Annotated in this window: 9 protein-coding genes and 1 pseudogene; 4 read left to right on the top strand and 6 right to left on the bottom strand. The window is 53.8% G+C overall.

Translation table 11 applies throughout. The features are described from left to right. The first annotated feature begins 1 nt into the window (after position 1). From ACIPZG_RS05775 to ACIPZG_RS05785, 3 genes are all read left to right on the top strand, one after another. A complete protein-coding gene (locus tag ACIPZG_RS05775) occupies positions 2–1,096 on the top strand; it encodes an alkene reductase (protein ID WP_336084962.1) in 1,095 nt (364 codons plus the stop codon). An 8-nt stretch (positions 1,097–1,104) separates the two neighbouring features. Continuing rightward, positions 1,105–1,959, top strand: a complete 855-nt coding sequence (locus ACIPZG_RS05780) for an acyl-CoA thioesterase II (protein ID WP_336084963.1) — start codon at positions 1,105–1,107, stop codon at positions 1,957–1,959. A gap of 99 nt (positions 1,960–2,058) precedes the next feature. After that, positions 2,059–3,381, top strand: a complete 1,323-nt coding sequence (locus ACIPZG_RS05785) for an OprD family porin (RefSeq protein ID WP_400639513.1) — start codon at positions 2,059–2,061, stop codon at positions 3,379–3,381. Between the two features lie 112 nt (positions 3,382–3,493). Here ACIPZG_RS05785 and ACIPZG_RS05790 read toward each other — a convergent pair whose 3' ends face one another. The 4 genes from ACIPZG_RS05790 to ACIPZG_RS05805 all read right to left on the bottom strand — a co-directional run bounded on the left by ACIPZG_RS05790 (position 3,494) and on the right by ACIPZG_RS05805 (position 8,952). Continuing rightward, the gene (locus ACIPZG_RS05790) at positions 3,494–5,896 is read right to left on the bottom strand and encodes a glucose/quinate/shikimate family membrane-bound PQQ-dependent dehydrogenase (protein WP_400639512.1); all 2,403 of its coding nucleotides are present in this window, start codon (positions 5,894–5,896) and stop codon (positions 3,494–3,496) included. A gap of 178 nt (positions 5,897–6,074) precedes the next feature. After that, positions 6,075–6,881: a sugar phosphate isomerase/epimerase family protein gene (locus ACIPZG_RS05795; protein WP_400639511.1), complete on the bottom strand. Its 807-nt coding sequence runs from the start codon at positions 6,879–6,881 to the stop codon at positions 6,075–6,077. Then, positions 6,878–7,618: an SDR family NAD(P)-dependent oxidoreductase gene (locus ACIPZG_RS05800; protein WP_336084970.1), complete on the bottom strand. Its 741-nt coding sequence runs from the start codon at positions 7,616–7,618 to the stop codon at positions 6,878–6,880. The genes ACIPZG_RS05795 and ACIPZG_RS05800 overlap by 4 nt, the downstream gene beginning before the upstream one ends. Beyond that, positions 7,615–8,952, bottom strand: coding sequence for an MFS transporter (locus tag ACIPZG_RS05805; RefSeq protein ID WP_400639510.1), 1,338 nt, complete (start codon positions 8,950–8,952; stop codon positions 7,615–7,617). The genes ACIPZG_RS05800 and ACIPZG_RS05805 overlap by 4 nt, the downstream gene beginning before the upstream one ends. Before the next feature lie 276 nt (positions 8,953–9,228). On the opposite strand from ACIPZG_RS05805, the gene ACIPZG_RS05810 reads away from it, so the two are divergent. Then, a complete protein-coding gene (locus tag ACIPZG_RS05810) occupies positions 9,229–10,170 on the top strand; it encodes a LysR family transcriptional regulator (protein ID WP_336084974.1) in 942 nt (313 codons plus the stop codon). 149 nt (positions 10,171–10,319) lie between these two features. Here ACIPZG_RS05810 and ACIPZG_RS05815 read toward each other — a convergent pair. Continuing rightward, a pseudogene (locus tag ACIPZG_RS05815) lies at positions 10,320–11,461 on the bottom strand (alkene reductase). A gap of 278 nt (positions 11,462–11,739) precedes the next feature. Beyond that, entirely contained in the window at positions 11,740–14,124 is a 2,385-nt protein-coding gene (locus ACIPZG_RS05820) for a membrane-bound PQQ-dependent dehydrogenase, glucose/quinate/shikimate family (RefSeq protein ID WP_336084978.1), read from the bottom strand. Positions 14,125–15,057: the final 933 nt, after the last annotated feature.

The following is a 15,057-nucleotide window of genomic DNA, read 5'->3' on the forward strand; positions in this document are numbered from 1 at the left end:
CATGGATATCTTCACACCTTTGAAATGCGGCGCTTGTGTTTTTCCCAACCGGATTCTCATGGCGCCCCTCACCCGAGCGCGCACACCGGACACAGTACCTGGGCCGCTTCAAGAGCTCTACTACAGTCAGCGCGCGAGTGCTGGGCTGGTTATCTCAGAAGCCACGAACATTTCTCCGACAGCAGTTGGCTACGTGTACACGGCAGGGATCTACACCGACGATCAGGAAAAGGGCTGGGGTGGTGTTGCCCGCGCAGTACATGCTGCAGGGGGCCGCTTGGCGATGCAACTCTGGCATGTAGGGCGCGTATCGCACGAGCTGGTTCAGCCAAGAGGAGCTCAGCCTGTGGCGCCGACTGCAATCCGAGGTGAGACTACCAAGGCCTTCGTGGAGTTTGCTGATGGCTCCTCTGGGCCGACGCCCGCCAGTACGCCGCGAGAACTGAGTACCGATGAAATTGGCGGCATCGTGGATGATTACCGCAGGGCAGCAGTTCGCGCCACTCGTGCGGGATGTGACATGGTGGAGATCCATGCCGCGAACGGATATCTCCTCCATCAGTTCACTGCCACTGGTACGAATAAGCGAAAGGATCAATACGGCAGCACGATCCAAAACAGAGCAAGGATTGTGCTTGAGATTGTCGACGCGGTAGGTATCGCCATCGGTTACGACCGGGTGGGTGTCCGCCTTTCTCCTTTGACTGACATTTTTGATATCACAGATGACGATTCAGAAGAGATGGCACTGTACCTGGCCCAGCATTTGTCTCGCCGTGAGGTGGCGTATGTGCATATCAACGAGCCTGATTGGCGGGGAGGGGAAGTCAAACTCACTGAGGACTTTCGCCGTGCTCTGAGGCAAGAGTTTCCGGGCGTCTTGATCTACTGCGGTCACTACGATGCTCAGAGCGCTCAGCACTTGCTTAACCAGAATCTGGCAGACGCAGTGGCATTCGGACGTCCGTTTATCGCGAATCCCGACCTTCCCAACCGTTTTCGACTGGGGTTACCGCTCACGAAACCTGACTCCTCGACCTACTACGGTGGCGACGCCAAGGGCTACACCGATTATCCATTTGTGAATCAGCAATAGGCTCACCCATGACCACCTCGCTCGCTGAACTGGTGAACATTTTCTCGCTTGAACGCATTGAGCAAGGCATTTTTCGTGGCGCTAGTCAGGAACTGTATTTACCGCAACTTTTCGGAGGCCAGGCGCTGGGCCAGGCCGTTGCTGCATCTAGCATGACCGTCGGAAGCGAGAAAGTGCTGCACTCTATTCATGGATATTTCATCCGAAAAGGAAGGGCCGCCAAACCAGTGCTGTATCAAGTCGACTCACTGCACGATGGCAGAAGCTTTAGTACACGCCAGATCACTGCAAGTCAGGATGGAAAGCCGATATTCACTGCTTCGGCTTCGTTCCACATTTTCGAGCCTGGCTTGAGTTATCAGACGAAGATGCCATGTGTGCCGGGGCCGGAAACCCTTCCGCTAGAGATTGATTTAATGGAAGGGAATGAGGCATTGGCAGAGCAAGTCAGACTGCGTTTTTCCGCGGCCCAAGCGATCCAAATTCGTCCTGTCGACTTGATTGATCCCAGCAAGCCAATAGCGCAACAGCCCTTGAAGCGCTTTTGGTTCAAGGCAGCAGGTGACTTACCCGAAGATCAAACGCTGCATAGGTCAATCCTGGCTTACGCCTCTGACATCGGGTTGCTCATCACATCACTATTGCCTCATGGTGTTTCAGATCTTCAGGAGAATATGCAGGTCGCCAGCCTCGATCATGCTCTTTGGGTTCATCAAGATATCAAGGCTGATGATTGGCTTCTGTATGTGATGGACAGTCCCTGGTCTGATACAGGAAGAGGCCTGTCGAGAGGGAATATTTATAACGCACACGGCGCAATGGTTGCCAGTGTGGCTCAGGAAGGGTTGATCAGAAAGCTGTAAAGATTGAAGCTACTGGGCCAGAAAGTCACATTCTTTCGTTGTATCTAAATACAAAAATAATAGATGGTGCACCCTATGACTGCGAACCGAGTTGCGTGCTTGGCTATCATCCCCTTTGTCTTTTTTGAGGGGAGGGCAAACGCTGAACAGAATGCCGATTTCATTGGTGATAGTAAGCTGACGGTGACGGCTAGAAATTTTTATTTCAACCGTGACTATCGTAATGGTGCAAGTAGTGGTACCGGCACAAACGCATTCAAGCCAGCTGGTGACCGCAATGGGTATGCAGAAGAGTGGGCGCAAGGCTTCATGGCCAATTTCACATCTGGGTTTACGCCAGGAGAAATTGGTGTCGGCGTAGATGCTTACAGTTTCTTGGGAATCAAACTCGATAGCGGCGGAGGGCGCACGGGTTTGCGGCTGATGCCTATACAGGATGATGGTAAGCCGCAAGATAACTTCAACAAGGCGGGTGCTTCAGTAAAATTGCGCTACGATGGAGCGCTTTTCCAGTATGGGAATCTATTTCCAGCAGTCCCGGTTTTCTCGGTCAACACCGTTCGCCTGTTTCCAAGCTCTGCGACCGGCTGGATGTTTGGTTGGGACGTGGAAAAGCTGCATTTGGATGCAGGTCACTTCTATGGGCAGGGAGGGGTTGCCTCTTCTAATAACGATGACCCAATCACTACGGACTACGGCCTACCCATTGCTATTGACTCAGTGAGCTATGTAGGTGCTAAATATTCGGTTATTGATAACCTAAAGCTTTCGGTGTACGGCTCCGAACTCGAAGACACTTGGCGTCAGTACTACGGCAACGTCAATTACCGCTACCAGATTGATCCATCTCAGTCGGTCACATTCGACGGCAACATTTACAGAACGTTGGATACTGGGCGTCAACTGGCCAGCGTGATCAATAACACAACCTGGTCGATGTCGGTTGCCTATAAGTATCTGGCGCATACGTTCACATTCGCTGCTCAAAAAGTAGAAAGCGATGAGCCGATGGATTGGGCTGCATTTACCACCATGGGTGGATCAGTTTCTTTAGCCAACGCGGTACAGTTCGCGACCTTTACTGAGCCCAATGAGCGATCTTTCCAGTTGCGTTATGACTTAGACATGGCACCGTTCGGGGTGCCTGGACTATCGTTTATGACACGCTACGTCAGAGGCGATCAGATCGATAACCGAGATAGTCATAACACTTTTTATACTCGACGCTATGTCTATCCCGAGGGCGCTGATGTTCGCCACTGGGAGAGGGACATAGAGGCGCGGTATGTCGTACAGACTGGCGCAGCTAGAGATCTCTCTGTCCGTGTCCGACAAGCTACCCATCGCTCCTCGACTGGATACCGCTACGTAGATGATGATGAGGTAAGGATTATCATCGACTATCCCATCTCTATTTTCTAGAGATCCCGAGCGGACTTACACAGGTACGCGGCTGAAATAAATTCTGTTTCAGCCGCGCATACCACTGCTTGCGGGTTTGAAGTTTGACCCTCGCTCCCGCTTAGAATCGCACTTAAGGAAGAGCGTAGGCGATCACGTAGTCGCCGCGGTCAGGCGATTGTCTGGCTCCACCGGCGGTGATGACGACATACTGTTTCCCTGTTTTCGGAGACACGTAGGTCATTGGCCCGCCTTGACTGCCAACTGGCAGCCTGGCCTTCCAGATTTCGCTGCCATCGGCGGTGTTGTAAGCGCGAAGGTAGTAGTCTTGCGTACCCGCAATGAATACCAAGCCACCTTGGGTCGACAGTGTACCTCCCAAGGTTGGCATGCCGATCGGAAGCGGCAGGTGCATTTTGACACCGAGTGGCCCAGTGTCCTGGACGGTACCGACTGGTACCTGCCATGCGATTTGACGGGTTTTCATGTCAATCGCAGTCAGTGTTCCGAACGGTGGCGCTTGGCAAGGAATGCCAGCGATCGACAGGAAACGGTTTTTATTGACTGAGTAAGGAGTACCTTTGAGCGGGACTGCTCCCATCCCGGTATTCAGCGCTTCGCCGCCAGACGCAGTGGGCGCATTCTTCTCTTGAGGAGTCATCTTCACCCACAAGCCGAGCCGCATGTCATTGGCGAAGATGTAGCCATGAACGGGATCAAACGACAGCCCACCCCAATTCATTCCGCCCAAGGAGCCTGGGAAACTCAGCGACAGATCAGTTCCAGGGGCGGTGAATAGACCCTCGTATCGCATCTGCTTGAAGGAGATCCGGCACAGCATTTGGTCAAACGGTGTCGCGCCCCACATATCTGATTCAGTAAGAGTAGGAGCGCCAATTTGTGGCATGCCCAACGACTTCGGCTGGGTAAGTGAATACTGCTCGTTAGGAATGTCGGCCGCTTTAACCGGTACCTCCTCCACATGAGTCAGAGGCTTACCAGTAGCTCGGTCGAGAACGAAGATCTGACCCGCTTTGGTACCAATGACTACAGCAGGCACAGATTTTCCATCAACAGGGAAATCGACCAGGCTTGGCTGCATGGGCAGGTCAAAGTCCCAGAGATCGTTGTGAACCGTCTGATAGACCCATTTCTCCTCACCAGTGGTGGCGTTGAGAGCAAGTACGGAAGCGCCATACTTGTGGTTGAGAGCAGTACGCTCGACACCGTAAATATCGGTGGAGGAGCTGCCCATAGGCAGGAAGATGGTATTCGAGGATGGGTCATAGGTCATCGGAGCCCAGTTGTTTGGGGTGCTCCGCACGTACGTCTTTCCAGAATCAGGTGCGGCCCGGTCAGTGGGATTGCCTGGGTCAAATGCCCAGCGCATGGCACCAGTGACAACATCGAAGCCCCGAATCACGCCGCCTGGCATGTCAGTTTGTACGTTGTCAGCGATTCGCCCGCCTACTACCACCGTGGTACCCGCAACTTGAGGCGGAGATGACAGTGAATAGTAGGAATCTGGCATGTCGCCCATACCGTCTTTCAGATTTACCTCACCGTTCACTCCGAAGCCTTGGCAGAGGGCACCCGTGTCGGCATCCACAGCGATCAGTCGAGAGTCGATAGTGTTGGTGAATAGGCGACGCTGGCAATTGGCGCCTGCAGCTACGGCAACAGCGGGTACGGGAGTGCTTCCGTCCGAGGGCTGAATGAGCGGCGTAGAGGCATCGAAGTACGCCATGCCGCGGCACCGTTGCCACAATTTAGTTTTAGCGTTGGTGTCGTGTCTCCACAGCTCTTTACCGGTGTCCGCATCCAGTGCAATCACGTTGTTGTGAGGGGTGCAGATGAAGACTTTGTTGCCGATTTGCAATGGCGTCAGTTGATCTTCAGCTCCGTTACCATCGCTGAGCGCAACGTCACCGGTGTGGTACGTCCACGCCGGCACGAGTTTACTGACGTTGCTGCGGTTGATCTGATCCAGTGCAGCAAACCGGCTACCCCCTGCATCATTACCATAGGACTGCCAATTCTTCTGCGCGAGGGCAGGATCAACGCTTGTCAAACCTGGCCCTTGGCCGTTCACCGGATTATGAGGCTGGAACATACCCCAGAATCCACCGATCAATGCCAAGAACAAAACGCCTGCCACACTGTAGGATCCGGCGATATGCGCTTTACCGTGCGCTCTCAACGCCGTTGGATAAACCAGTGCCACGACCAAGCTGAGGACGCCAAGGGCGAAGAGCCTTGAGATCAATGGCCAGAACTGCAGGCCAACATCTACCAGTGCCCAGATAACCGAACAGATGATGACGAGGGCGAACAACCAAAACCCTTCTAGCCGTCTACGTGCTGTGAGCACTGCTGATACTAGGAAACCTACGCCAGCGAGCAGGAAGTACCATGATCCTCCAAGGCCTGCCAGGTAGGCGCCTAAACCGATGAAGGGCAGGGCGAAGATCAGCATGCCTAACACGGCGAGCCAGATAGGCCAGCGGCTAGTGTTGGGGGGTTGGGGAGTAGTCATATTGCGTGAGTCCTACGAGGAGAAAACTGTGTTCCATCCACCGGTAGAGGATCGATATGGGAGGGTTCCATCGATCACCTACCAATCCGGTGGCTTTGAATATTGGGCTATAAGCGCGACGGCGGGAGGCTGTCGCGCGAGGTCTGTTTTAACTGTGCTTGCTCAGGCCTCGAGTTGATTAAGATGGGTAGAGCAGCCCGGAAAGCGTCGATGTGAAGATGCTGTCAGCACCTCGCTTCATGCGTTCACTTGCTGATAGGCCTTTAACCGGCACCTCCACGCCGTAACGAACATCTCGCGGCAGCACCTCAATCAGCTCAGCAAGGGGCAGCAATCCGCTCCCAGGCATTAAGCGCCCCTCCCGGGCTTCCTGAATGATGAGTTCAGGGGAGGGGGGAGCAAGAGGGGCGTCGCATAGTTGGACATCTGCCAACCACCCGGGATCAACCTGCTGAAGATCAGCCAGCGTATTCCCCGCCCTGAACAGATGCAGCGCATCCAAGAGGATTCCGCTGTTCTGTTTACCAGCCGCTTCAACAAGCGCAGCGGCCTGCTTGAGGTTGGCCACATCACGCCAGCGCATGAATTCAATGTTGATGCGGATCCCATAAGGCGCGGCCAGGTCGCAAAGACTGCTGAAGTTTGTGCTGAGCCGAGGAAAGTCTGGATCATCACCGGAAACCGTCAGGGAATCAGCGCCAAGCTCCGCTGCGGCCTCCAAAAGCCATTCCACACTCTTCACGTCGATTTCAGGCGTCAGTTCAACGAATTCAACATCATTGACCCTAATGTCTTCGCTCTTGAGCACGCTAAGGAGTTCGGCCATTGCTGGGGTGCCTGAGCGCACTGGATAAGCCAGACCGCCCTTCATGGCTGGATGCAGGCGAAGTCCGACATGTGTGAATCCAGCCTGGGCAGCTTCCTTAGCTAAGGCAACTGGTGCCAAGTCGAGGGCCGTGAGATGAGCAACACTCAAGCGTTTCAATATGTCGCCCTCCCGCCGCTCAAGTCGAAGACGAACCCTGTGGTGAAGCTGCACTCTGGCCCAGCAATCCAGTTGACCATATTGGCGATCTCTTCAATCTGCAGGAACCTGCCCATCGGAATCTTCGCTTTGCTGGCGGCGATGTGCTCTGGCGTCATTTCGTTCATGAGCGCGGTTTCGGCCATTGCGGGAGCGATGCAGTTCAGAATTACGCCGTCTTGGGCGAGCTCTTTAGCAGCAGCCTTAGTGAAAGCGATCACACCGGCCTTGGCAGCTGAGTAGGCGGAGATGTATTGCACCCCGTCTTTACCCGCCATGGATGCAACGTTAACAATCCGTCCATAGCCATTGGCACGCATGTGGGGGATGGCGGTTCTGCAGCAATAGAACACTCCGTTCAGGTCTACGGCGATGACCTGATCCCACGCTTCGATCGGATATTCCCAAGAGGGTGTAACGGGGCCATTGATTCCGGCGTTGTTTACCAGGATGTCGATGCGACCGAACTCGGCTGCAGCTACAGCAAAAGCCTCTTCCACGGATGCGAGGGAGGCGACATTGACGGCCTGCCGAAGCGCCGGCTCAAAACCATTAGCCTCTGCATCCCAGTTGTCGACATTCAGATCCCAGATCACAACTCTCGCGCCTGAGGTGTGGAGGCGCTTTGCGATGCCCAGTCCTATCCCCCGCATGCCGCCAGTCACAATCGCCGTTTGGCCTTCGAGATACTGTTTCATTTGGTAAGTCCTTGCTCAGGCTGCTCAATGGCAGGCAAACGGGTGAGATCACGCACGATGAAGAGGTAGCAAAGGGCACCGAGCACGGTGATAGACGACACGAACGCAAGTGCCCAGACGAAGGAACCTGTTGTGGAAACGATCACGCCGATCGTCAGTGGAGTCACGATGCCGGCTGCGTTAGCAAACAGGTTGAACACACCGCCAGAGAGACCAAGCATGCCTTTGGGGGCGATATCAGAAACGATCATCCATGCGAGTGCAGACATGCCCTGTGCGAAGTAAGCGACACACAGGATCGCGATCACCAAGGCGTCAGAATCGACGTAGTTTGCGAGTACGATCACGGATGCAGTGAGTAGGCCTGCGATGACTGGCAGCTTGCGTGCCACGTTCAAGGAATAACCGCGGCGCAGCAGCGCGTCCGAGAGCCAGCCACCCACCAAGGTTCCCAGCGATGCAGCAATGAAGGGCAACACGGCGACCCAACCTACCTTCAGCCAGGGCATATGGCGCTCTGTAACCAAGTAAGTCGGGAACCATGTCAGGAAGAAGACGTTCGTGGAGTTACACGCAAATTGACCAAGGCAAATGCCCAGCATGTTGCGATGCTTGAGCAGAGCAGGGATCTGACGCCATTCAAAGCGAGTAGCTTTTTGACCACCGTCGACCACACCGCCACCTTCGCGGATGTAATCGAGCTCGGCCTTGTTTGCGGTGCGCGACTCGTGTGGTTCATGGTATTTCCGCCACCAAACCAAGCCATAGAGCACACCTACAGCGCCAACACTCAGTAACAGCACTCGCCATCCGTAGGCATGCAGAACCCAGAACAGCGCAGGGGAGAGGAAGGCGAGACCTACATACTCAGCGAAGGTGTAAATACCCGTTGCTCGAGCGCGCTCGCTTTGCGGGAACCATGTGGCGACAACGCGGCTGTTGGTCGGAAAGCATGGAGCCTCGGAAGCGCCGACTAGCATTCGGAGGCCCAGAAGCGACGCAAAGCCTTGTGCTAGGCCCTGTAGCGCAGTGAACACTGACCACAGTGTCAGTGCTAGCCAGTAGGTCAGCTTCGTGCCGAGCCGGTCAATGAGGATGCCGCCCGGGATTTGAGCAGCAGCGTAAGTCCAAGAGAACGCAGAGAAGATTAAGCCCATCATCACTGCTGACAGGCCCAGGTCTTGGCTGATGGCTGGGGCTGCAATACCCATGACCGTGCGGTCAAGGTAATTGATCATTGTGCCGCCGGAGATCAAGGCCAGGATCATGAAGCGTGTCCGCGTACGCCGCGCTTGAGTCGCGGGCGTATCTAGCACGGGAGTATCGATCGCCATTTGGGGTGCCTCTTATCATTATTGGTTGGTAGCGCGCAGGCTCGGCGGGCGTGGCAAAAAAGGACGCGAGCTCAGAGTCCTTTCTGAGCCACGTCCCACACACGAGCAAGCATCAGCAAAAGGGCCACAATTCAACCGGTAGGCTTCGGTCAGCGGCTTGACCTTTCGAAGAAGGCAAGGCCCACTGTTATTGTGGCTCGTAACCACATTACGACGACTCAGCCGGCGACGCTCATGACGAGATCGCCTAAACCATTAGCCAAGGTAATGATGTTCATGTCCATGTCAGACTCCGCCCAGTGGGTATTCAAGATGCGCCACATGGAAATGTTCCGAGCCGTGATGCTCACGGGGTCGGTCAGCGCGGCTGCAAAGATGATGTATGTCACCCAACCGGCGGTCAGCAAGCTCATCCAGTATGTGGAGGCTCGTCTGGGCTACAGGCTATTCGAGAGGGTTAACAACAGGCTGGTACCTACTGCAGAAGCTCACACTCTTTATCGAGAAGTAGAGCGAGTTTACCTCGCCGCCCAAGCGGTCAATGAGTGTGCGATGGCGTTGGCAGGGCAGCCGGCTCGGCAGTTGCGAATATGCTGTAGTACTACACTTTCGACAGTGCTTATCCCTTACGCGTTAGCGAAGTTGAAGCGTGAAGTCCCGGGGCTTGACATCCACTGGCAAACTGCACTCATAAGAGACATGCCTGCTCAGCTACTCGGAAAACAGATAGATCTTGCTGTTGCAGCCCTTCCTGTGGAGCATGAGCACCTTAACTGTTTTCCATTTATGCGCGGCAGCATGGTGTGCGCTGTGCCGCCAGACCATGTTCTTGCGAGCCAGGAGGTTGCAACCCTAAAGCAGTTGGCCGACTTTGAACTGCTGTTATTCAGGCGCGACATACCCTTTGGTGGAATTTTGGCGAAAGCGTTTGAGGATCAGGCGCTTGCTTATTCTCCAATTCTCAATTTCACCACGGCAGTTGAGGGCGTTGCCTTGGTGAAACAAGGTTTAGGTATTGCGTTGGTCGATGAGTTCGTGGCACAAGATAGCGGCTTAGCCGTAGTTCGGTTGGTAGAGCCCATTGAGTTCGATATCAGCTTTGTGTACTCGAAATTTGAGGCTTTGTCCGAATCTTCAATGCAGCTTATGAGGATTTTGCTCGATCGTGCGGCTGTTCTAAATCGATTGATTCCGGGTAGTCGACTCCCATTCAACTGACTCCTTAAGCTCGACACAAATGGACTGAAAATGGCCTATTTGATTGGATCATTATGTGGGACTTAGCTCTCGGACGTCGGTTACGGCACGAAAAACGACCGCATCCTCCCAGCGAAGCAGCGGAGGGTGCGATCGATAGGTCGCGACGACTATTTTACAGAGGTGTTGGCATGAAAGGGCGGGTAGTCGATATAACCGGTGAAGTCACCAGCGTAAATACGATCAGTGTTTACGGGAGCCAAAGGCCAGCCATTCTTAAACCGAGCAACCAGGTCTGGATTACTGATGAAGTTCTTACCGAAAGCTGCTAGGTCAATATAACCTTGAGTAATCAAGCGCTCTGCCCGAACTGGGGTCAAGCCACCGGCCAGGATTAAAGCTGTGCGTGGCAGGTGAGCCTTCATCTTTTTTAGGAGTACAAAGAAGTCATCGTCTTGGTTCGTGCGCTCGACAAAGTAGAAGCGTTCTGCCCCTCTCTGGTTCATGATATGAACATAGGAAAGATTTCTTTCACCTGCCTCAATCGCTAATTGCTCATAGGTCTGATCAATCTCGTCATAGAGAGGCATATCGAAAAGTTCACCGTATGGTGACAATCGAATGCCTACTCGCTCAGAACCAATGCGCTCTATACAGGCATCGATAACATCCAAAGTGAAGCGGATACGGTTCTCAAGCGTTTCTGCAGAGTACCGGTCGCTGCGATCGTTGACATGCGGGTTTAAAAACTGCTCATGCAGATAACCGTTCGCGCCATGGATTTCCACGCCATCGAATCCAGCCTTCACTGCGTTGTTTGCGGCATCGGCGAAATCACGGATAACTCGCTCTACCTCCTCAGTACTCAAACGGCGAGGGGCAGGGGAATGCAACCTCGCAGGCTTACCCTGTGCGTCATAACCAAAGGCTTGCGACGCCCTAGCTTGTTTGGATGTAGCACTGACTGGAGATGTACCATTGTCTTGGATAGACGGATGCGACAGCCGCCCAACATGCCAGATCTGCGCATAGATTCGCCCCCGACCGAGTGGACTGAATCAGTGGTCAGCTTCCATCCTTCGATCTGTGCGGGTGTATAAATACCAGGGTTAAAGATATACCCCTGACCCTCACGCGATATTGGCGTGCCCTCCGTAACGATCAGCCCTGCTGTTGCACGCTGAGTGTAGTGCAGGGCAATCCCAGCATTAGCGATGTCATCAGGCGCCCTGACACGAGTCATGGGAGCCATAACGATCCGGTTAGAAAGCTCGATTCCTGATAGATCAAAGGGACAAAAAAGGTTAGTCATAAGCTGCTCTTTTAGGTGGAGGAGGCACTGGGGCCGTTAGCCAATGCCCCATTAAGGTGAGGAACGTGTAGGGTGGGAATCCCAACCGTCTTGAAGAAGAGCCTCCGACAGAATCGAGGGCTACTTCAATGGCAGATAGCTGCAAAACAGAATTGCTTTAAACGGAATTCCAGGCCGTGCTTGACTGACTGCCACTCGAATTCGCAGCAATCACGCAAACCTGATGCCTAGGGGCAGGAGGGTGCAATTGGTCAACCAATGCACCCTCTACCGAGCGCTTACTGATCAGGCAAAGAATAGGCAATCACGTAATCACCGCGGTCAGGGGACTGGCGCGTTCCGCCAGCGACTACCACGACATACTGCTTACCGGTTTGAGGCGAAACGTAGCTCATCGGTGTTGCTTGGGAGCCAACCGGCAGTTCTGCTTTCCAGAGCTCATCACCAGACGTCTGGTCATAAGCCCTCAGGTAGTAGTCCTGTGTGCCGGAATGGAAAACCAGACCAGAGCGCGTGGTGAATGACCCGCCCAATGTAGGCATGCCTAGTGGTACTGGGAGGCTGACGCGAACGTTCGCCATGCGGATATCACGCACTGTACCTGCTGGCCGCTGCCATTGTAGTTTTCCGGTATTGAGATCAACCGCTGACACCGTCCCGAACGGCGGAGCGATACACGGAATGCCGAGTGGGGACATGAACGGAGAGGTCACCACTGCATACGGAAGTCCTGCTTGTGGCGAATAGAGGTTTTTGCCGTCATGAACGCCGGTGCTTTGTGCATCGCCGATTGCGCGCGGCTCGACCAGAGTCGTAAGCAGCGGAAGACGAATGTCATTGACGATAAGTGTGCCGGTATCTTCATTGATCGATGCGCTGCCCCAATTCATACCGCCATAGTTGCCGGGGAACTGCAGCCCTGTGGACTCGGGCCGAGGAGGAGTAAAGTCACCCTCGTACCGGACGCTCTTGAACGTTATCCGGCACAGCATCTGATCAAAGATCGTCGCTCCCCACATGTCTACCTCTTGGAGACGCTTGACGCCGATGACTGGCATCTCCACTGAGTACGGTTGTGTAGGCGCCAGGTGATCACCTGGCGCTGCGCCTTGCGGTACAGGCTTCTCTTCAACCTTTCGGATTGGATTTCCGTTGCGACGGTCAAGCACGAAAATCTGGCCCCGCTTAGTTACTTGCACCAAGGCCGGTGTCTTGCTCCCATCCTGTGCAGGAATGTCGTACAGCGCTGGTTGCGCGGGAACGTCATAGTCCCAGAGATCATGGTGAACTGTCTGGAAACGCCATGCGATCTTGCCGGTGGCAATGTCGAGAGCCACGATAGAGGATGAATTCTCCTCATCGAAATCACGCCGTTTGCCTCCGTAGTAATCCGGAGTCGCGTTGCCAGTCGGGAGGTAAACCAGGCCCAATTTTTCGTCGAAAGCTGGCGTGCTCCAGACGTTAGGAGTGCCGCGGGTGTATTGATAATCTTCTGCCGGGGGCATCTGCAGATTCGGATTACCTACATCCCATGCCCAGGCGATCTTGCCGGTGCGGGCATCGAAGGCACGGAAGGCGCCCGATGGTTCGCTCACTTCCTGATTGTCGTACACCCAACCACCGACAAGGATCAGCCCTTTTGCCACGGTCGGCGCCGAAGTCGGAACGTAGAAAGCATTTTTTATTTGGCCCAAGCCGCGCTTCAAATCGACGCTGCCTTTATCGCCAAACTCCTCGCATGGTTTGCCAGTGGCGGCATCCAGCGCGATCAGCCGTGCATCCACGGTGCTGGTAATAATCCGTTTGCTGCAAGCTTGGGATGATTGATCTACCGAAGCGTTCACGCTCGCTCCAGCGGGCGAGATGCTGACGTCGAAGTAACTCACACCGCGGCAACGCTGCCATTTACCGTTGCTCTGCACCTTCGGATCAAAATGCCAGCGCTCCTCCCCCGTATCAGCGTTCAGTGCGATCACACGGTTGAGCGGAGTGCACACATATAAAGTATCTCCAACCTGTAGAGGAGTATTTTGATACTCAGAGCCGTTAACTGGCAGCTCACCAGTTCTAAAAGTCCAGGCAACCTTTAGCTTGCTTACGTTAGTTTTGTTGATCTGATCAGCTGGAACGAAACGTGTGCCTGCAGCGGTTCGGCCATAGGCGGCCCAGTCGCTGGCGGCAGAGGTTTCAGCGGATGGATTGACTGTCACTTCCTGCGGATCGCTGATCACCCCATGGGGCACGAACATCGCAGCGAACCCTGCAATGACGGCGACCGCCATAACTGCTGCCGCACTGTACCAAGGGCGGGTGGGTGAGGTTGGGCCGGAGAGATGAGGGGCGATTAGCAGTGCTGGAACTGCCAGTACCAATACACCAGACAGACGTGGCACAAGTGGCCAGAACTGTAGCCCGACCTCTGTAAGGGCCCATAGGAGGGTACCGATAAACAGTACGCAAAATGCCCAGAATCCGGAGCGCCTTGCTTTCACATGGAGATAGCCGCTGACAAGGCACACGATTCCGGCGAATGCATAATACCCAGAGCCGCCTAATTTAAGAAGTTGGACTCCGCCAATTAACAGAGCTAAACCGCACAGTAGCAGAATAAAGCCGAACAAGGCGGGCCAAGTTCGTTTTGTTGCAGGGGATACTTCGCTCATTTTTATTACCTTCATAGAGCCAATTCCTTGCTGAGCAGAAGGATCATCTGGCTTGAGAGATGGTGTTAACGCGACGCGCGAAAAAAATGTACGTGCAAAAACGCAGGGGAAGCAAGAAGTTACATTTCTCACGACAGCACTAGGACTTGATTTGAGGTGGCACAGGTAATCACTTTGGGGTGCGAAAAGTGCCAGTCAATCACGCTGACTTCAGCCGCCTACCCTTGTGACCCATATGAAGTATGCCGCCCGAGCCTAGCAGGTATGTGAGGTGCCTATGCTGAATGCCCCGTATTCTCTAGGCTTCAGGGTTCAGTGTGTGTGTTCCGGGTCGTTGATTTCTAACTAACTAGCATGAACGCTCAAAATTGGTTGACCGTTCAATCAATCCTATGAAATTGAGTTCTGATCACTCATTGACGACTTTCAGTCAACTCACTTACTAAATGCGTCCTACAATTGATTAACTAAACTGGCTGCGCTTTTGAGTCTCGCTGTCTTTCAGTGTGGATGAGCACAGAGGGCACGTCAGATCGGTTTTCCGTGGCTTAAGGGGATGGTGGTTGCCAGGGCTGAAACATCTAAGCGAAAGTTAGGGAGTGTGACCAGGTTTCGGTTGGTCTCTGTAAAAGAAGCTGAACTTTAAAATAAATATTCTGAAAGAGCTCAGTGGTAGGTAATAAAGAGCATTTAGCACTACTTGATGCTTCGTCAAATGTTGCGTTCTTGCTATCGATTAGTTGGATCTTCTGTATTGCCGAGATTGCTTTGCCTGTCTTGCTTAAGGCTTCTCGCGTGCTACGGTAAGGCCATGAGGCCCAGTGGAAGCAATCCGCATTATCGTGAAAGCTGAACCCCAAAAATTGTTAATGTATTAATGAGCCTGCAGTGGCATAATGCTTTGCACATTTCATCACTTATGCCTAGGTACGC

The organism is Pseudomonas sp. NPDC089395 (assembly GCF_044749525.1).
In the GTDB taxonomy this organism is placed as follows: domain Bacteria; phylum Pseudomonadota; class Gammaproteobacteria; order Pseudomonadales; family Pseudomonadaceae; genus Aquipseudomonas.